Origin of the sequence: Mycolicibacterium alvei (assembly GCF_010727325.1) — a bacterium.
In the GTDB taxonomy this organism is placed as follows: Bacteria; Actinomycetota; Actinomycetes; order Mycobacteriales; family Mycobacteriaceae; genus Mycobacterium; species Mycobacterium alvei.
Window position 1 is genome coordinate 347,036 of the sequence record NZ_AP022565.1, and the last position, 18,714, is coordinate 365,749.

General features: G+C 66.9%; 15 protein-coding genes. 11 read left to right on the forward strand and 4 right to left on the reverse strand.

What is annotated here, in order from left to right:
- The first annotated feature begins 41 nt into the window (after window positions 1–41).
- From murG to G6N44_RS01640, 10 genes are all read left to right on the forward strand, one after another.
- On the forward strand, window positions 42–1,115 hold the full coding sequence (gene murG, locus G6N44_RS01595) for an undecaprenyldiphospho-muramoylpentapeptide beta-N-acetylglucosaminyltransferase (RefSeq protein ID WP_235683031.1): 1,074 nt from the start codon (window positions 42–44) through the stop codon (window positions 1,113–1,115).
- Window positions 1,112–2,572: a UDP-N-acetylmuramate--L-alanine ligase gene (murC, locus tag G6N44_RS01600; RefSeq protein ID WP_163660539.1), complete on the forward strand. Its 1,461-nt coding sequence runs from the start codon at window positions 1,112–1,114 to the stop codon at window positions 2,570–2,572. The genes murG and murC overlap by 4 nt, the downstream gene beginning before the upstream one ends.
- Window positions 2,573–2,643: 71 nt before the next feature.
- A complete protein-coding gene (locus G6N44_RS01605; RefSeq protein WP_235683032.1) occupies window positions 2,644–3,519 on the forward strand; it encodes a cell division protein FtsQ/DivIB in 876 nt (291 codons plus the stop codon).
- 188 nt (window positions 3,520–3,707) lie between these two features.
- A complete protein-coding gene (ftsZ, locus tag G6N44_RS01610; protein ID WP_163660543.1) occupies window positions 3,708–4,868 on the forward strand; it encodes a cell division protein FtsZ in 1,161 nt (386 codons plus the stop codon).
- Window positions 4,869–4,902: 34 nt separating this feature from the next.
- The gene (gene pgeF / locus G6N44_RS01615) at window positions 4,903–5,616 is read left to right on the forward strand and encodes a peptidoglycan editing factor PgeF (RefSeq protein ID WP_179964460.1); all 714 of its coding nucleotides are present in this window, start codon (window positions 4,903–4,905) and stop codon (window positions 5,614–5,616) included.
- Window positions 5,617–5,657: 41 nt separating this feature from the next.
- Window positions 5,658–6,491, forward strand: a complete 834-nt coding sequence (locus G6N44_RS01620; RefSeq protein ID WP_163660545.1) for a YggS family pyridoxal phosphate-dependent enzyme — start codon at window positions 5,658–5,660, stop codon at window positions 6,489–6,491.
- Window positions 6,488–7,126 carry a cell division protein SepF gene (locus G6N44_RS01625; protein ID WP_163660547.1) on the forward strand — a complete coding sequence of 213 codons (639 nt, stop codon included), beginning with the start codon at window positions 6,488–6,490 and terminating at the stop codon, window positions 7,124–7,126. The genes G6N44_RS01620 and G6N44_RS01625 overlap by 4 nt, the downstream gene beginning before the upstream one ends.
- A 177-nt stretch (window positions 7,127–7,303) precedes the next feature.
- The gene (locus tag G6N44_RS01630) at window positions 7,304–7,594 is read left to right on the forward strand and encodes a YggT family protein (RefSeq protein ID WP_003880337.1); all 291 of its coding nucleotides are present in this window, start codon (window positions 7,304–7,306) and stop codon (window positions 7,592–7,594) included.
- A gap of 203 nt (window positions 7,595–7,797) precedes the next feature.
- Window positions 7,798–8,622: a DivIVA-like cell division protein Wag31 gene (wag31, locus tag G6N44_RS01635; protein ID WP_163660550.1), complete on the forward strand. Its 825-nt coding sequence runs from the start codon at window positions 7,798–7,800 to the stop codon at window positions 8,620–8,622.
- 71 nt (window positions 8,623–8,693) lie between these two features.
- The gene (locus tag G6N44_RS01640; protein WP_163660552.1) at window positions 8,694–9,056 is read left to right on the forward strand and encodes a hypothetical protein; all 363 of its coding nucleotides are present in this window, start codon (window positions 8,694–8,696) and stop codon (window positions 9,054–9,056) included.
- Here G6N44_RS01640 and G6N44_RS01645 read toward each other — a convergent pair.
- From G6N44_RS01645 to G6N44_RS01655, 3 genes are read right to left on the reverse strand one after another with little or no spacing between them, the layout of a single operon-like run.
- A complete protein-coding gene (locus G6N44_RS01645; RefSeq protein ID WP_163660554.1) occupies window positions 9,053–9,721 on the reverse strand; it encodes a phosphoribosyltransferase in 669 nt (222 codons plus the stop codon). The two genes, G6N44_RS01640 and G6N44_RS01645, sit on opposite strands and share 4 nt — an antisense overlap.
- 46 nt (window positions 9,722–9,767) lie before the next feature.
- Complete coding sequence (locus tag G6N44_RS01650; RefSeq protein ID WP_163660556.1) at window positions 9,768–10,490, reverse strand: type 1 glutamine amidotransferase; 723 nt, start codon at window positions 10,488–10,490, stop codon at window positions 9,768–9,770.
- Between the two features lie 57 nt (window positions 10,491–10,547).
- Window positions 10,548–11,756, reverse strand: a complete 1,209-nt coding sequence (locus tag G6N44_RS01655; RefSeq protein ID WP_163660558.1) for a cytochrome P450 — start codon at window positions 11,754–11,756, stop codon at window positions 10,548–10,550.
- A 254-nt stretch (window positions 11,757–12,010) separates the two neighbouring features.
- Between G6N44_RS01655 and G6N44_RS01660 the strand changes: the two genes are divergently transcribed.
- Window positions 12,011–16,072 carry a bifunctional nitrate reductase/sulfite reductase flavoprotein subunit alpha gene (locus G6N44_RS01660; RefSeq protein ID WP_163660560.1) on the forward strand — a complete coding sequence of 1,354 codons (4,062 nt, stop codon included), beginning with the start codon at window positions 12,011–12,013 and terminating at the stop codon, window positions 16,070–16,072.
- Here G6N44_RS01660 and G6N44_RS01665 read toward each other — a convergent pair.
- The gene (locus G6N44_RS01665) at window positions 16,066–18,666 is read right to left on the reverse strand and encodes a LuxR C-terminal-related transcriptional regulator (RefSeq protein WP_163660563.1); all 2,601 of its coding nucleotides are present in this window, start codon (window positions 18,664–18,666) and stop codon (window positions 16,066–16,068) included. The two genes, G6N44_RS01660 and G6N44_RS01665, sit on opposite strands and share 7 nt — an antisense overlap.
- Window positions 18,667–18,714: the final 48 nt, after the last annotated feature.

Here is an 18,714-nt window from a genome sequence, read left to right on the forward strand (position 1 = left end):
TTCTGGCTGGGGGCGGCACGGCGGGTCACGTCGAACCGGCCATGGCGGTCGCCGACGCGCTACGGGAACTCGACCCGCAGGTCCGGATCACCGCCCTGGGAACCGCCCGCGGTCTGGAGACCCGGCTGGTTCCGCAACGCGGCTACGACCTCGAGCTGATCACTCCGGTACCGCTGCCGCGCAAGCCGTCGGGCGATCTGGTGCGCCTGCCGCTCCGGGTGCGCACCGCGATTCGCCAGACCCGGTCGGTGCTGGCCGGTGTCGAGGCGGACGTGGTGATCGGGTTCGGCGGATACGTCGCACTGCCGGCCTACCTCGCGGCCCGTGGTGGTTTCGGTCTGCACGGGCGTCGGCGCGCGGTCCCGGTGGTGGTCCACGAGGCCAACGCCAGTGCCGGCCTGGCCAACCGGGTCGGTGCGTTGTCGGCTCGCCGGGTGCTCTCGGCAGTGCCCGAACCCGGGCTGCGCAAGGTCGAGGTGGTCGGGGTGCCGGTGCGCGCCGCGATCACGTCGTTGGACCGTGCGGCGATGCGTGCCGAAGCCAGGGCACATTTCGGATTCGCACCGGATGCCAAGGTGTTGTTGGTGTTCGGCGGTTCGCAGGGGGCGCAGTCGCTCAACCGTGCGGTGTCCTCTGCCGCCGAAGCCCTTGGTGCTGCGGGTGTTTCGGTGCTGCATGCGCACGGGCCGAAGAACACCCTTGATCTGCCGCAGGCTGCGCCGGGCGCACCGCCGTATGTCGCGGTGCCGTATCTGGACCGAATGGATCTGGCCTATGCCGCGGCCGATCTGGCAATCTGCCGGTCCGGGGCGATGACGGTTGCCGAGGTGACCGCCGTCGGACTGCCGGCTGTGTATGTCCCGCTACCGATCGGTAATGGCGAGCAGCGGCTCAACGCCCTGCCGGTGGTTTCGGCCGGCGGCGGCATCATCGTGGACGATGCGCAGCTCAACGGCGAATTCGTGGCCGATACGGTCGCCGGCTTGATGACCGACGACGCCCGGTTGGCGGGGATGACGGCTGCCGCCTCGTTGTCGGGCCATCCCGATGCCGCTCGGCGGGTGGCTCAGGTCGCCCTGGATGTCGCCCGTGCTCAACGAAAGAGGCTGCAGTGAAAGGTAATTCACTTCCGGCTGAACTGCAGCGAGTGCACATGGTCGGGATCGGGGGAGCCGGGATGTCGGGCGTGGCCCGGATTCTGCTGGACCGGGGTGGCCTGGTGTCCGGATCGGATGCCAAGGAGTCGCGCGGCGTCGTGGCCCTGCGGGCCCGCGGTGCCGAGGTCAGAATCGGTCATGATGCATCGTCACTGGATCTGTTGCCGGGCGGGCCGACCGCAGTGGTCACCACCCACGCGGCGATCCCCAAGACCAATCCGGAACTCGTCGAGGCCCGGCGCCGCGGAATCCCGGTGATCCTGCGCCCGGTGGTGCTGGCCAAGCTCATGGCCGGCTACACGACGCTGATGGTGACGGGTACGCATGGCAAGACCACGACGACGTCGATGCTCATCGTGGCGTTGCAGCACAGCGGATTCGACCCGTCGTTCGCGGTGGGTGGTGAACTGGGCGAGGCGGGTACCAATGCCCATCACGGCAGCGGGACGTGCTTCGTCGCCGAGGCTGACGAGAGTGACGGCTCGCTGCTGGAGTACACCCCGAATGTCGCGGTCGTCACCAACATCGAGGCTGATCACCTGGATTTCTTCGGTAGTGAGCAGGCCTACACCGCGGTGTTCTCCGCATTCGTGGATCGCATCGCACCCGGCGGCGCACTCGTCGTCTGCACCGATGACCCGGGCTCTGCTGCGCTCGCCGAACACACTGACGCATTGGGGATCCGGGTGCTGCGCTACGGCAGTACGGGTGCCGGCGACCTGGCCGGCACCTTGCTGAGCTGGGAACAACACGGGACCGGGGCCGTGGCACACCTCCAGCTCGCCGGTGAGCCGCACCCGCGCGCGATCCGGCTCGCGGTGCCCGGCCGACACATGGCGCTCAACGCGCTCGGTGCGCTGCTGGCCGCGATCGAGGTCGGGGCACCGGCCGAAGCCGTCCTCGACGGGCTGGCCGGATTCGAGGGCGTGCGACGGCGGTTCGAGCTGGTCGGGTCACTCGGCGGTGTCCGGGTCTTCGATGACTATGCACACCATCCCACCGAGGTCCGGGCCACCCTGGAGGCCGCCCGGTCGGTCGTGGGCCAGAGTGGCGGCCGGGTCGTTGTCGCGTTCCAGCCGCACTTGTATTCGCGCACAGCGACTTTCGCGACAGAGTTCGGCGTCGCCCTCAGCGCTGCCGACGAGGTTTTCGTACTCGACGTGTACGGTGCCCGTGAGCAACCGCTGCCCGGTATCAGCGGTGCCACGGTCGCCGGGCATGTCAGCGTGCCGGTCACCTACGTGCCCGATTTCTCAGCGGTCGCCGCGGCGGTCGCCGCCTCGGCCCGCGCCGGCGACGTGGTGCTCACCATGGGTGCCGGTGACGTGACCATGCTGGGCAAGGAGATCCTGACCGAGCTCGGGATCAAGGCGAATCGCCAGGCGCCGGGCCGGTCCTCGACGGATTCACCGTGACCGAAACGGGCCCCGGTGGTCCCGACGACGCGGCCGAGGAACCCGGTTCGGCTGAGTCCGGTGAGCTGCCGGTGGCTGAATCCGGTGCGCCTGCGGCGGGGTCGGACGTACCGCCCGCGGGGGAATCCGACTTCGAGGGTCCGCGCCGCCGCGCCCGGCGCGAGCGCGAGGAGCGCCGGGCAGCGCGCGACCGGGCCGTGGCGATCGAGCATGCCCGTCGCGAGGCCAAGCGCAGGGTCGACGGACAGCCCTCAGACACGCCGAACACAGTGGCGCGCAGCACTATTCGCGGTCTGAAGGTGTTGTTGTGGTCCGCACTGGCCAGCGTGGTAGCGGTGGCATTGGGTCTGGTTCTGTACTTCACGCCGGCGATGTCGGCGCGCAATGTGCTGGTAACCGGCGTGGCCGCAGTGCCGCAGGAACAGGTGTTGGCGGTTGCGGCGGTGGCACCCGGTACACCGTTGTTGCAGATCAACACGGACGCGGTCGCCGAGCGGGTGGCCATGATCCGGCGGGTCGCCACCGCCCGGGTGCAGCGCGAGTATCCGTCGACCCTGCGAATCACGGTGGTCGAGCGGGTGCCGGTGGTGGTCAAGGACTATCCCGATGGTCCGCATCTGTTCGACCGGGACGGCGTCGATTTCGCCACCGAACCGCCGCCGCCGACGTTGCCGTATCTGGACGCCGACCATCCGGGCCCGGCCGATCCGGCCACCAAGGCTGCGCTCGAGGTGATGTCGGCACTGCCGCCGGATGTGGTGGCGCAAGTGGGCCGGATCGCGGCCCCGTCGGTGGCCTCGATCGCGCTGACGCTGACCGACGGTCGGGTGGTGGTGTGGGGGACCAACGATCGGACCGACGAGAAGGCGCTGAAGCTCGCCGCGCTGCTGACCCAACCGGGGCACACGTACGACGTGTCCAGCCCAGATCTGCCCACTGTCAAGTAGTTCGACGGAAAATTGCCCCGCGGCGCGTCGGCGCGCCTGCCGCGATCACCGGCATTGGCCCCCTACCGTTCTGTTTGCGCGGAACTACTTGACATAACTCTAAGCCTATGGTTGAGGTTGAGAGTTTGCCCCGGGAAGATTCGGCGCCAGGAACACTACGAACACCCAACCTGGGAGGAAGACGAACCATGACCCCCCCGCATAACTACCTCGCGGTAATCAAGGTGGTTGGTATCGGCGGCGGCGGTGTCAACGCCGTCAACCGGATGATCGAACAGGGCCTCAAGGGCGTCGAGTTCATCGCCATCAATACCGACGCACAGGCACTGCTGATGAGTGACGCCGACGTCAAGCTCGATGTCGGCCGTGATTCGACCCGTGGGCTCGGCGCCGGTGCGGACCCCGAAGTGGGCCGCAAGGCCGCCGAGGACGCCAAGGACGACATCGAGGAGCTGCTGCGCGGCGCCGACATGGTGTTCGTCACCGCCGGTGAGGGTGGCGGCACCGGAACCGGTGGCGCACCCGTCGTCGCGTCGATCGCACGAAAGCTCGGTGCGCTCACCGTCGGCGTCGTCACCCGGCCGTTCTCCTTCGAGGGAAAGCGCCGAAGTAACCAGGCCGAGAACGGTATTCAGACCCTGCGTGAAAGCTGCGACACGCTCATCGTGATCCCCAACGACCGGCTGTTGCAGATGGGTGACGCCGCGGTGTCGTTGATGGACGCGTTCCGCAGTGCCGACGAGGTGCTGCTCAACGGCGTCCAGGGCATCACCGATCTGATCACCACGCCCGGTCTGATCAACGTCGATTTCGCCGACGTCAAGGGTGTGATGAGCGGTGCGGGTACCGCGCTGATGGGCATCGGCTCGGCCCGCGGTGACGGCCGGGCGCTCAAGGCCGCCGAGATCGCGATCAACTCGCCGCTGTTGGAAGCCTCGATGGAAGGCGCACAGGGTGTGCTGCTGTCGGTGGCAGGTGGCAGTGACCTCGGCCTGTTCGAGATCAACGAGGCTGCCTCGCTGGTGCAGGACTCGGCCCATCCCGAGGCCAACATCATCTTCGGCACGGTGATCGACGACTCGCTCGGTGACGAGGTGCGGGTCACCGTCATCGCGGCCGGGTTCGACATGGCCGGGCCGAGCCGCAAGCCGGTGGTCAGTCCGAGCGCAGCGCAGACCCAGCCGATCGCGTCGGCCCGCTCCGGCAAGGTGACCACGTCACTGTTCGAACCGACGGATGCGGTGAGTGTCCCGGCACACACCAATGGTGCGACCGTCAGTGTCGGCGGCGACGGAGACGGTGGGATCGCCGACGACGATGTCGACGTGCCGCCGTTCATGCGGCACTGAGCGGGGTCCGGCAGCGGGTTCGGAAACCGGGATTGTGAGTGTTCGTATTCGGCGGGTGACCACGACCCGCGCCGGCGGTGTCTCGGCGCCGCCCTTCGATTCGTTCAACCTCGGCGACCATGTCGGCGACGATCCGGCGGCCGTGGCCCAGAACCGGCGTCGCCTGGCGGCCGCCGTCGGAGCCGACGCGCTGGTGTGGATGAATCAGGTGCACAGTGATCACGTCGTCACGGTGGACGGACCGCGCGCCACCGCGGTCGAAAATACCGACGCTTTGGTGACGACGACGCCGAGTTTGGCATTGGTGGTGGTGACCGCCGATTGCGTGCCGATATTAATGGGCGATGCCCGCGCAGGAGTGATCGCTGCCGTCCACGCCGGACGGGTCGGCGCGCAGAAGGGCATCGTGGCGAGGACCGTGGAGGCGATGCTGGCCGCCGGCGCACATGTCGGGGACATCTCGGTGCTGCTCGGCCCGGCGGTCAGCGGTGCCAATTACGAGGTGCCCGAAGCGATGGCGGCCGAGGTGGAGGCCGTCTTGCCGGGCGCTCGCACGACTACCTCGCGTGGTACGCCCGGCTTGGACCTGCGAGCCGGAATCTCCCGGCAGTTAAAGGGTTTGGGTGTCACCTCGATCGACGTGGACCCGCGGTGCACCGTCGACGACCGTGCGTTGTTCAGCCATCGCCGGGACGCACCGACCGGACGCCTGGCGGGTGTGGTGTGGATGGAGCAGAGCCCCGGATGAGGACCGGAACGAGCCCCGAATGAGCCTGGAGTGAGGGTGAGATGAGCACCGTGCAGCGCGGGCGTGACGCCGATCGGACGGCCCAGTTGACCGCCGCGCTCGGTGCTGCGCGGGCACGGTTGGCGCGGGCCGCAGAATCGGTCGGGCGAAATGTCAATGAAATTGAATTACTTCCGATCACGAAATACTTTCCGGCGTCTGATGTCATTATTCTCAATCAATTAGGATGCTTCGCATTTGGTGAATCCCGCGAACAGGAGGCCGCCGATAAAGTCGCTTCTGTTCGCGCGGAATTAACGGACGTCCCGATTCGCTGGCACATGGTGGGGCGCATCCAGCGGAACAAGGCGCGGGCCGTCGCGGGCTGGGCGCACAGCGCACACTCGGTCGACAACACCCGCCTGCTGAGGGCGCTGGACCGGGCCGCGGGTGAGGGGCTGGCCGCAGGCACGCGCACTCGGTCGCTGCGCGTGTACATCCAGATCAGTCTCGACGGCGACACCGGACGCGGCGGTGTCGATGTGGATGTCCCCGCTCTCGTCGACGAAATCTGTGGGTCAGCGAACTCCGCCGAGGCGTTGGAGTTCGCCGGCCTGATGGGAATCCCGCCACTGGCATGGGATCCCGACGACGCCTTCGCGCGGTTGGACGCCGAACGGCACCGGGTGCAGCGCGACTACCAGCACCGGCTCGAACTGTCGGCGGGGATGTCCGGCGATCTGGAAAGCGCTGTCAAACACGGATCGACGTGTGTGCGTGTCGGTACCGCGCTCATGGGGCAACGCCCGCTAACGTCACCGGAAGTAGTCACACCAGTCACATCTTCATCACAGACACCACCACCCCCATCGTCCGCAGAAGGGTCGCCGAGATGAGCACACTGCACAAGGTCAAGGCCTACTTCGGCATGGCGCCGATGGAGGACTATGACGACGAGTACTACGAGGACGACGATCGCGGCGGGGCCCGCAGCTACGCCCGACGTCCCCGTGACGAGCGTTTCGACGAGGACGGCTACGGCTACGAGGGAGCCGAGTACGACGAGGGCCCGGCCTATCGGGGCGGCTATCCGGGCGGTTTCGCCGAGGAGCCACGGTTCGATGCGCGGATGCGTACCCCCCGCGAATTCGACCGTTCCGCACCGCGTCTCGGCGCCCTGTCCGGATCCACCCGCGGTGCGCTGGCGATGGATCCCCGCCGGATGGCGGAGTTGTTCGAGGCGGGTAGTCCACTGGCGAAGATCACCACGCTGCGGCCCAAGGACTACAGCGAGGCCCGCACCATCGGTGAGCGGTTCCGCGACGGCACCCCGGTGATCATGGACCTGGTCTCGATGGACAACGCCGACGCCAAGCGTCTGGTCGACTTCGCCGCCGGTCTGGCGTTCGCGCTCCGCGGCTCGTTCGACAAGGTGGCCACCAAGGTGTTCCTGCTGTCGCCGGCGGATGTCGACGTCAGTGCAGAGCAGCGGCGCCGGATCGCCGAGGCAGGCTTCTACGCCTATCAGTGAGCCGCGACGCCCGTCGCAGCTCTGGGGCGCCGCCGCGTATGCCTGATGCCCGGCAGGGCACAGGTAGGCTGGCGGCGTCGCACTATCGGTTGACCCCGTCGTCTGTCTGAGATGTGTCCGGCCTTACGGCGACCTGTATCCAATGTCACACATCCTGCTGTAGTGAGGTCGGCTCAGTTGTCGCTGTTCTTCGAAATTCTCGGTTTTGCGCTGTTCGTATTCTGGCTGCTGCTCATCGCGCGCGTCGTCGTCGAGTTCATCCGGTCCTTCAGTCGCGACTGGCATCCCAAGGGGCTGACCGTTGTGGTCCTGGAACTCATCATGACCGTGACCGATCCGCCGGTGAAACTTCTGCGGCGCCTCATTCCCCAGCTCACGATAGGCGCGGTGCGCTTCGACCTGTCGATCATGGTGCTGCTCCTGGCGGCATTCATCGGCATGCAATTGGCGTTCAGCGCGGCGATGTAGAACGGTAGGCGAGTGGGTGGGGGACTCGCTCTCGCCGTTTGCCGAATGGCCCACAAATGCGTAAGAAGATTGAAATTCGTTCTTAAAAATAGGCCTCCACTGCAACCGCCGGGTCTGGTGTGACAGGATGGACTCCAGTTGCGATCAGCGAGGCTTTACACTTTGAGATCGGTTGACGGTCCAAGACTTCAAGGGGGCATACAATGCCGCTTACACCAGCGGACGTCCATAACGTCGCGTTCAGCAAGCCGCCCATCGGCAAACGTGGCTACAACGAGGACGAGGTCGATGCCTTTCTCGATCTGGTTGAGAACGAGCTGACTCGACTCATCGAGGAGAACGCCGATCTTCGGCAGCGCGTATCCGAGCTCGATTCCGAGTTGGCCTCGGCGCGGTCCGGAGCCGGCAGTGCTCAGGCCAGCCAGTCCATCCCGCTCTACGAGCCGGAGCCCGAGCCCACGCCGGCCCCGCAGCCGGTCTACGAGGCCCCGCCGGTCCCGGTCGCTCCTGTTGCTCAGCCGAGCGAGGAGACCGCCGTGCGTGCCGCCCGGGTGCTCAGCCTCGCGCAGGACACTGCAGACCGCCTGACGTCCACCGCCAAGGCCGAGTCGGAGAAGCTGCTGTCGGATGCGCGGGCGCAGGCCGACGCGCTGGTCAGCGATGCCCGCACGACCGCCGAGACCACGGTTTCGGAGGCGCGGACTCGTGCCGACGCGATGCTGTCCGATGCACAAACCCGTTCGGAGACCCAGCTGCGTCAGGCGCAGGAGAAGGCCGATGCACTGCAGGCCGACGCCGAGCGCAAGCACTCCGAGATCATGGGCACGATCAACCAGCAGCGCACGGTCCTGGAGGGCCGCCTGGAGCAGCTGCGTACGTTCGAGCGTGAGTACCGGACACGTCTGAAGACCTACCTGGAGTCTCAGCTGGAGGAGCTGGGCCAGCGGGGTTCGGCTGCGCCGGTGGATTCCAGCGCAAGCAACGACTCGGCGGGTGGTTTCAGCCAGTTCAACCGCGGCAACAACTAACCGGCACGACCGACTTCCTCACACTGTCGTGAACCGGCCCGATCCCGGGCCACCACACTTAGGGTTGAACGATGTTGATCATTGCGCTCGTGCTTGCCGTTATCGGCTTGGCCGCGCTGGTGACCGCGGTGGTTACCAGCAATGAGTTGATCGCCTGGGTCTGTATCGGTGCCAGCGTGATCGGCGTGCTGCTGCTGATCGTCGATGCATTACGGGAACGTTCGCGCGGCGGGAACGCCGGCAGCGACGCTGCGACCGCCGCCGACGAGGCCAATGCCACCGAGACGACCGAGACCTTCGACGCGGTCGATGCGCCGGTGGATTATCCCGACGAGTTGGTTGCCGAGCCGGAATCTGATGCCGTCGTGGAATCTGACGCCGCCGACGTGGACGTCGAGGCCGACGACTCCGCCGAGAAGTACAACAAGAGCTAACCCTCGCCGGGTTCGGCCAGCAGGCGACGAACCTCGTCGTCGCTGACCTGATGGAAGTCCGCGAAAGCCTGGCCCACCGCCTCGAACTGGGGTGGTGTGTTGGCGCACACCACGTCGTCGGCCTCCTCCAGGAGTTGAGCGCTCAGCGTCTGTGGTCCGACCGGTACCGCCACCACCACCCGTCGCGCCGCCCGTACGGCCCGGACCGCGGCCAGCATCGTGGCCCCGGTGGCGATGCCGTCGTCGACCAGGATCACCGTTCGATCGGTGACGTCGGGTGCCGGGCGTCCGCCGCGATAGGCCTGTTCCCGTCGCTCGACCTCGGCGGTCTCGTGCCGGATCGTCTCGGCGATGGTGTCGTCGTCGATGCCGAGGCGGTTCACCAGTCCGTCATTGATCACCAACCCACCGCCCGAAGTCACCGCACCCATCGCGAGTTCCTGCCACTGCGGCACACCCAGCTTGCGGACCACGAAGACATCCAACGGTGCGTGCAGGTGCGAGGCGACTTCCCAGGCGATCGGCACTCCGCCCCGGGCCAGCCCCAGAACGAGTAGCTCGGGTCGATCTCGGTAGGACACCAACTGCTCGGCCAGGACCCGGCCCGCTTCGTGACGGTCCCGGTAGATGCGTTCCCTGCTCGCTCGCAGACTCCAGGTGTTCATCAGCAATGTGGCCGGCGCTGAGGCAGTTCCGCCGGCTGATGTCAGCCTACGTCGATGGTTGCGTCCGGACCACCCGGCTGAGGAATCCCCGGACCAGCGTGCGTAGCCGTGCTGCCGCATCGCCGCTGAATTCTCTTGTTTCCAAGCGCAATTCGTCGTGGCTGCGGCCGACTGCGGCCACCGCGCCGTCGTGGTCGTGGGCCAGCCAGACTTCCAGCAGACCGGAGTCGAGTTCGGGGTGAAACTGCAGCGCCAGTGCCGTGCCCAGCACGAAGGCCTGAGAGGCGGCAGGCGTCCGGGCGATCTCGATGGCTCCCGGCGGGAGTGTCCAGCGGTCGAAATGCCATTGAAACCATCGGCCACCGGGAATCAACTGTTCGTCGTCGGTGGTGACGTCGTACCAACCCACCTCGGGCGCCGGCGACCTGGTGACCGAACCGCCGAGGGCCTGGGCAATGAGCTGACCTCCGAAGCACACGCCGAGCACGCCGACCCCGGCCTCGACCGCCCGGCGCACCATGGCCATCTCGGCCTCGACCCAGCTGTTGCGCAGAGCCTCGTCGTAGACAGCCCAGTGAGCGCCCAGCGGGACGATGACGTCATAGCCGGTCGGGTCGGGGAAGGTCACCTCGCCGCCGGGTCGGTCGTCCCGTTCGGGCGCAACGACGTCGAAGGTGTCGATGTCGAATCCGCATTCGGCGAAGACATCGGCCAGCATGGCCTCGGTAGCCGTGAGGTCGTTGCGCACGAACAGGACCTTCGATATCACACCGTCATTATCGCGGCTTTCGGTGCGCACCGCATTTCAGGTCCAATTAGTAGACCTTCAGGCTGCCTCGAAGATCAGCGGCAGTGACGCGGGCCCGGTGATCCCGGTCATCGGCTTCCACGGGGCACGTCCCTCGCACCGGGGGTTGTGCAGCTTCCGGCTGAGGACCCGCAATGCCTCGGCGAGCTCGACCCTGGCCAGGTGCGCACCCAGGCAGTAGTGCAACCCGCCGCCGAACGTCATCATGGCCGGGGGACCGATGCGGTTGACATCGAATCGCTCGGGTTCGTCGTATACCAGTGGATCCCGGTTGGCCGCAGCGAAGTTGACCACCACCTGGGTTCCGGCCGGGATGGTGAGGCCGCCCAGTTCGGCATCCTCGCGGGCGATCCGCACACTGCTCAGCGCGATTGGTGTGTGGCGCAACAATTCATCGACGAAAAGTGGTGCCATATCTGGATTCTCGGCCAACAACAGCCACTGGTCGGGATAGTCGCAGAGCACCTGGACGGCCGCCGCGAGTTGGTTGCGGGTGGTATCGGTACCGGCCAGTATGACGCCGCCGGCCAGCATCAGCAGCTCGGAATGAGTGAGACGGTCGCCGTCGACCTCGGCCCGGATCAGATCCGAGAGGAGATCGTCGGTGAGACTGGAATTTCGTTGCGCCACCATGGCATCGACGTAATCGTCGAGTTGCAGCCATGCCGCCTCGACCGTGTCGGCGTGGTCGCCGAGGTTCCAGCTGAACATCTTGAAGATGTCATCGGCCCACCGGGAGAACAGATGCCAGTCCCGGCTCGGGGCACCGAGCAGCGCGCAGATCACCGGGATCGGATACTGCACCGCGATGTCGGCAACCATGTCGCAGTGTCCCTCGGGCAGGTAAGGGTCAGTGAGTTGGGTGACGATGTCGACGCAGGTTTCGCGCAGCCGGTCGGCGCTGCGGGGCGAGAACGCCTTGGCGACGAGGCGGCGCAGCCGGGTGTGCGTTTCGGCATCTACACCCAGCAGGCTGCTGTTCGCCCGGTCCCACAGCGGCCCGGACGTGATGCCCTGCGCGGCGAGAAACACGCCTCTGGGAATCTCGAAGCGCGCATCGCGCAGAGTGGCGCGGACCAGGTCGTAACTCAGCAGTTCCGGACCGTGCGGGCTCATCGCGATCGGAGACTGGGCGCGGGCGGCTGCGATGAGGCGGTGCACTTCCTCCGGGTCGGTCTCGTTCTCATAGTCCAACGCGGGAAGGACAGCGTCGGTTACCAGCGTCATGACGGCCTCCGCGTGATCGGGTAGGAACCTGCTGATAGTGATGCTGGTCCGGTCGGCCCCGCAGGTCGTGAGTAGCGCGCTACGTCAATGGCCGACATCTCGCCTGCGGTGCGAACCGCCGGCCGGCGTCGTCACATCGCTCTGAGCAGTGATGATCGTGCTCACCGCGCGTGCATCCAGGCGGTGAGGATCAGTTTTCGTGGCGATAACGTCGCCGGAAAGATCCGACAACACCCTCACCACACGATGGGGGCATGGCGGACGGCGCGGCGCCGGGTTCGGTCCCGGACAAGACACACCGGACTGCGTGTTCGTACTGTGGCGTCGGCTGCGGTATCGAGGTCACCACCAGGGTCGATGACGGCCGCACGGTGATCGCCCGGGTGAGCGGCGACAAGCTGCATCCCACGAATTTCGGACGGCTGTGCACCAAGGGGGCGATGCACGCCGAGTTGATGGCCGCCGACGACGATCGGCTCACCTCCGCTTTGCTGCGACCCACGCGTGCCGATGAACTGCTGCCGACGCCGGTGGATGACGCGGTAGCCGACGCGGGACGTCGGCTACGGGCCATCGTCGATCAGCACGGCCCCGACGCCGTTGCCCTCTACGTGTCCGGCCAGATGACGATGGAGGCGCAGTACCTGGCCACCAAGCTTGCGAAGGGCTTCCTGCGTACCGTACACATCGAGTCGAATTCCCGGCTGTGCATGGCGAGTGCGGGCACCGGGTTCAAACAGTCGCTCGGCTCCGACGGGCCGCCGGGCTCCTACACCGACTTCGACCGGGCCGACCTGTTCTTCGTCACCGGTGCCAACATGGCCGACTGCCATCCGATCCTGTTCCTGCGCATGGCCGATCGGCTCAAGGCCGGCGCCAAGCTGATCGTGGTCGACCCGCGCAGGAACGCAACCGCCGAACGTGCCGACCTGTTCCTGCAGATCAATCCGGGAACCGATCTGGCCCTGCTCAACGGTCTGCTGCACCTGTTGGTGCAGAGCGGCGACATCGACCACGAGTTCATCGCCGAGCACACCACGGGTTGGGAGGCGATGCCGGAGTTTCTGGCCGACTACCCGCCGGACCGGGTCGCCGAGATCACCGGGATCCCCGAGGCCGGCATCCGCACCGCCGCAGCGATGATCGCCGAGGCCGGGGAGTGGATGAGTTGCTGGACCATGGGACTCAACCAGAGCACGCACGGTACCTGGAACACCAACGCGATCTGCAATCTGCACCTGGCCACCGGCGCGATCTGCCGCCCGGGTAGCGGTCCGATGTCGTTGACCGGCCAGCCCAACGCGATGGGCGGCCGGGAAATGGGTTACATGGGAACGGGTCTGCCCGGGCAGCGGTCGGTGCTCGCAGCCGATGACCGGTCGTTCGTCGAAACCCGGTGGGGTCTCGCGCACGGCACCATCCGCTCCGAGGTCGGTCCCGGCACCATCGCAATGTTCGAGCAGATGGAGCAGGGCCTGATCAAGGCCTGCTGGATCATCTGCACGAATCCCGTTGCCAGCGTGGCGAACCGCAAGACGGTGATCAACGGTCTGGAGGCGGCCGAGTTGGTCATCGTCTCCGATGCCTACCGGTCCACGGCCACCAACCACTACGCCGACGTCCTGCTGCCCGCCGCGTTGTGGGCGGAATCCGAAGGCGTCATGGTCAATTCGGAACGCAACCTGACCCTGCTGTCCCCGTCGGTCGCCCCGCTGGGGCAGGCCCGACCGGACTGGCAGCTGATCTGCCAGGTGGCTGCGCATCTGGGTTTTGCCGAACACTTCGACTACCAGTCCGCTGAGGAGATCTTTTCGGAGATCCGCGGGTTCGCCAACCCGAAGACCGGATACGACCTGCGCGGCGCCGACTACGAGCGGTTGCGCCAGACACCGTTGCAGTGGCCGGTTCCACCGATCGACGGCCCTGGTGGGCAGGACGACCGGCACCCGATCCGCTACCTCAACGACGGCGTCAGCCAGGACCTGTTCGTCGATGCCGACGGCCACCGGCCTCGACTGGCCTTCGCGACGCCTTCGCGGCGCGCCGTCTTCCATGCCCGGCCGCACATGGATGCCGCGGAACTGCCCGATGACGACTATCCGATGGTGCTCAACACCGGACGGCTGCAACATCAATGGCACACCATGACCAAGACCGGCAAGGTGGACAAGCTCAACAAGCTCAATCCCGCGCCGTTCGTCGAAATCCACCCCCTGGACGCGGTGGCGCTCGACATCGTGGAGGGGCAACCGGTCGAGTTGACGTCCCGGCGCGGCCGCGCCGTGCTCCCCGCGGTGCTGTCGGACCGGGTGCGGCCCGGCAACTGCTTCGCACCGTTTCACTGGAACGACGAACACGGCGAGTACCTGACGGTGAACGCCGTGACCAACGACGCCGTCGACCCGGAATCGTTGCAGCCGGAATACAAGGTGTGCGCGGTCAACCTGCGACCGGTGCGAACGGTCGACAGCTCCCCGGCAGTGCATCCGCTGGCCGCGGAAATGGGCTTGAGTGCTGCGCACAGGCCGGCGCTGAGCCAGGACGAAAAGATCTATCTGGCCGGATTTTTCACCGGTCTATCGGCCGATCCCGCAGGAGTCCCGGTGTTGCCGGACGTGGCGCCGATCAGTAACAAGGTGCGGCTGTGGGTGGACGGGGTCCTGGCCGGACGCTACTCGCGGGCCGGCGACGGTGTGCCGGGCGAGCGGTCGGTACCGGGTGGGCCGCTGGTGCTGTGGGCCTCGCAGACCGGCACCGCCGAGGAGTTCGCAGCCGGGCTGGCGGGCCGTATCGACGGTGCGTCGTTGGTCAACATGGACGACCTCGCGCTGGCCGACCTGGCCGCCGCCCGCGACATCCTGGTGGTCACCAGTACATTCGGTGACGGTGGACCACCGGATAACGGGGCCGACTTCTGGAGCCGGCTACAGGCCCCGGATGCGCCTCAGTTGCACGGGCTTCGCTATGCGGTGCTCGGCATCGGGGACAAGTCCTACGACAACTTCTGCGGATACGCCAAATCCCTCGACCAGCGGCTGGCCGATCTGGGGGCCACCAAGTTGCTCGACCGCGCCGACTGCGAGGCCTACGACGACGAACCGTTGCGGCGCTGGGCCGATTCGGTCACCACGGCACTCGCCGGTGCGCCGCCCGTCCCGGCGGTCGTCGGCACCGGTACCCGCACCGTCATTCCGATCGAACCCGACGAATTCACCAGGGCCAAGCCGATTCTGGCAGTGCTCGCGCGCAACGAGCTGCTGACGACGTCGAGGTCGGCCAAGGAGGTGCGTCAGTTCGGCTTCGACGTCTCCGAATACGACGTCAGCTACGGCGTCGGTGACTCGTTGGGTGTCTATGCCAGCAACGACCCGGCCGTGGTCGACTCCTGGCTGACGGCCACCGCCCTGAGCCCGGACTCGGTGATCGAGGTCGACGGTGTCGAGCAATCGCTGCGCGATGCGCTCATCTCGTCCTACGACATCTGCCGCGTGACACCGGACCTGCTGCGGTTCGTCGCGGACTCCTGCCCCGACCGCTCAGCAGCCAAGATCCTGCGCAATTCCGGTGAGCGGCGCAGCAACTGGCTGCGCAACCGCAACGGTCTCGACATCGTGACGGAGTTCGCGGTGCACGCCGAGCCCGAACAGTGGCAAGAGGTTCTGGTCCGGCTGACGCCGCGCAACTACTCGATCTCCTCGAGCCCGCTGGTCAGTCCGCACGAGATCCAGCTGACGGTGTCGGTGGTGCGTTACCGCGGGTCGAGCGGCGCTGCCCGGGGCGGGGTGTGTTCGACCTTTCTCGCCGACCGGGCTGCGGCCGCGCCGGTGTTCTTGCAGCGCTCGCCGCACTTCCGGCCGCCCGAGGACGCGGCCACGCCGATGATCATGGTCGGCCCGGGTACCGGCGTGGCGCCTTTCCGTGGATTCCTGCAGGAGCGTCGCGTGTTGGGGCACGGTGGTCGCAACTGGTTGTTCTTCGGCGATCAGCACCGCAGTGAGAACTTCTACTATCGGGATGACCTGGAGGACATGGTCAGTGACGGCTTCTTGAGCCGGCTGGATCTGGCGTTCTCCCGGGATCAGGCCGACCGCGTGTACGTACAGCACAAGATGCTGGACCGCGGGGCCGAGGTGTGGCGCTGGTTGGACGACGGCGCGCACTTCTACGTCTGCGGTGACGCCGGCCGGATGGCCAAGGATGTCGATGCGGCGATGACGACCATCCTGCGGACCCATGGCGGCATGTCCGAGGACACCGCGCGCGACTACAAGCGGGAACTGGTGGCCCAGAAGCGGTACGTGCGCGACGTCTACTGAGCCAGGTCGTTCCAGACGATCTTGGCGAGCTCGTCGCGGTCGGCCACGTCGAGCTTGATGCAGGCCCGGTAGATGTGGCCCTCCACGGTGCGGACCGAGACGGTCAGCCGTTCGGCGATATCGCGGTTGGACATTCCCTGCGCGACCAGACCGGCCACCTCGCGTTCGCGTCCGGTCACCGGCAGGGGCCGGGCGGCCGATCGGATCGCCGGGGTGGCGGCACCGCCGCACCTGGACGCCAATTGCAGTGCGTGCGCGGCCGATTCGGTGCTGTTGCGGCGATGTCCGGCCTTGTCGTGCAGAGGTACCGCCTGGGCGGCGGCGTCCGCTGCCGACAGCAGCAGGCCCGCCTCCTCGAACGCGCCGGCCACCTTGTCCAGTTCGTTCGCATCAGCGGCGGCGACCGCGGCGGCATGCCGTGCGTAGAGGGCGGGCAGCGGACCGTCAGTCCGGTCGACCAGCTCCTGTAGCCGACGTGTCACACTGCGGTCGCCGAAGCGTGCCGCGCTGTGCAGCGCCTCGGCCTCGATCGCGTACTGGCCGGAGGAATGTGCCGCGTCGGCGGCTGCCCGGGCCAGATCGACTGCCGAGCGGTGCCCGCCTTTGGCGGCGGCAAGCCAGGCCTTGGCGACCATCCGGAGGGGTTCGTGCAGCGCCATGAATTCGCCCGAGTGCTCCTTGGCGTCCTCCAACACCCGTTCGGCCTCGACGGGGCTTCCCACCGCGGCGTAGGCGCGGGCCAACAGCAGTCGGCCGGGGAGTTGCCAGGGCAGGGAGCTCTCGGCATTCAGCGCGGCGAGCGCCTGCTCGATCGCCAGGATGGCATCGTCGAACCGGCCGCTGTGGGTGGCGGCCACACCGGCCATGATCTTGGAGATGGCCCACCCGGCGAACTGGCCGGCCGAGGAGAACTCGGTGTACTCGGTGGCGCGCTGCTGGGCCAGTTCGAGTTGACCGGTATAGGAGAGGGCCAGCACCTCGCCGTAGAAGACCATGATCCGGACCATGCCGTCGGTCGTCTTGCGCTGAGCGCGGCATCGCGACGCGATCGGCAGGAAATCGTTGCCCCGGCCCACCAATGGCATCGACAGGCCGGCGGCGAATGCCGCGAAATCGACGGCCTGTCGCGGTGCCTCGGGGTTCGCCAGGACCCGTTCGGCGATCTCGAGCCCTTCGGGAATCTTGTTCTGGTGCACGGCCATACCCGCACCGAACGCGTCGACGATCAGTCGCAGGGTCGGATGGGTGACCCGTTCCTGTAACAGGTCAAGCACCTGTTCGGCCCTCGCCACGTCCCCCATGGACCAGAACAGGTTGGACAGCCGCGGAATACCCCACTGCACGAGCTCCAACTCATTGAGGTCTGCGGGCGAGAACTGTTCGAGGATGCCATCGGCCTGTGCCGGATGGCCCTGCCACAGCAACGCGCGGGAGAGCAGCGCGGCCGCGCTGAGTCCACCGCCGTGGTCGAAGGCGGCGCGGGCCAGCTTCTCGCCGAGTGGAAGATTGGACAGGAACACCGCATCCTTGGCGGCGGTGATCAGTAGATCGATGTCGGTGCCCTGATCGCTCTGGATGGCCAACTCGGCCAACTTGATTCGGCTGGCAGGTGAGTCGAGGTTGCGCTCGTGCAGGATCTTGGCGATGCGGCCCCGCAGCTTCCGGGCCGATGCGGTGCCGACCCGGCGGCGCACCGCCTCGCCGAACAACGGGTGGCTGAACCGGACATTGACCTGGTTGTCGTCGGCGACGATCCGGATCAGGCCGCGCATCTCGGCCGTGTCCACCGCCTCCTCGCCGGCCAGTTCTGCCAGCGCATCGATATCCAGTGGTTCGCAAAGCGATAGCAGCTTCAGCGCATGCAGGACGTCCTCGCCGGCGTGCGCCAGTCGTTCGTCGAGAAGTTCGACGAGCCCCGAGGGAATGACGGTGGGGCCGCGGAACTGCCACACCCCGTTCACCTCGGTCAGCGAGCCGGCGTCGACCGCGCCTTCGACCATGTTGCGCAGGAACAATGGGTTGCCGCCCGAGGTCTCCCACATCACATCGGCGCTGAGTCCCTCCAGTGTTCCGCCCAGGACGATTTCAATGAGTGCGATGCTCTGCTGTTTGGTGAACGGGCTGAGTTCGAAGCGCTCGAGATAGCCGTCCTTCCACAGCGAGGTGACGGCGTCGGGAACCGGCTCACCACTGCGGACGGTGGCCACCACGTGGCCCGAGCGCTCCACGGCGATCTGGTGCAACAGCGTCGCCGACAACTGGTCCAGTAGATGTGCATCGTCGATCCCGACGATGGTGTCGCCATCGGCCACAAGCGATTCGCGTGCCGATCCGATGAGTGCGATGGGGTCACGTGATCCCGATGAGGACACCCAGTGGGCGAATGCGCCGAGCGGAATGCTGCGCGACGACTCGGTGCACGCGGTCCAATGCACCTTCTGGCTCAACGATGCGGTGACGGTGCGCGCCAATGTGGTCTTGCCGACGCCTGCGGCCCCGACGAGCACGACTCCGCAGCTGTCCGTCCCGCTGAGGGCGGCCCTGATGGCCTCGTGCTCGGCGGGCCGGTCCAAGAGCTGCCACTGACCAGGCATGAACCCTGAGTCTAGGGGCACCAGGCCCGGAACGCTGCCGAACAGGGG

Coding starts and splice junctions, on each gene's coding strand:
- wag31 (WP_163660550.1), top strand. CDS start 7,798: ATGCCGCTTACACCAGCGGACGTCCATAACGTCGCGTTCAGCAAGCCG.
- G6N44_RS01620 (WP_163660545.1), top strand. CDS start 5,658: ATGAGCACCGTGCAGCGCGGGCGTGACGCCGATCGGACGGCCCAGTTG.
- G6N44_RS01645 (WP_163660554.1), bottom strand. CDS start 9,721: ATGAACACCTGGAGTCTGCGAGCGAGCAGGGAACGCATCTACCGGGAC.
- G6N44_RS01660 (WP_163660560.1), top strand. CDS start 12,011: ATGGCGGACGGCGCGGCGCCGGGTTCGGTCCCGGACAAGACACACCGG.
- G6N44_RS01665 (WP_163660563.1), bottom strand. CDS start 18,666: ATGCCTGGTCAGTGGCAGCTCTTGGACCGGCCCGCCGAGCACGAGGCC.
- G6N44_RS01655 (WP_163660558.1), bottom strand. CDS start 11,756: ATGACGCTGGTAACCGACGCTGTCCTTCCCGCGTTGGACTATGAGAAC.
- ftsZ (WP_163660543.1), top strand. CDS start 3,708: ATGACCCCCCCGCATAACTACCTCGCGGTAATCAAGGTGGTTGGTATC.
- G6N44_RS01640 (WP_163660552.1), top strand. CDS start 8,694: ATGTTGATCATTGCGCTCGTGCTTGCCGTTATCGGCTTGGCCGCGCTG.
- murG (WP_235683031.1), top strand. CDS start 42: ATGGCGGTCGCCGACGCGCTACGGGAACTCGACCCGCAGGTCCGGATC.
- G6N44_RS01625 (WP_163660547.1), top strand. CDS start 6,488: ATGAGCACACTGCACAAGGTCAAGGCCTACTTCGGCATGGCGCCGATG.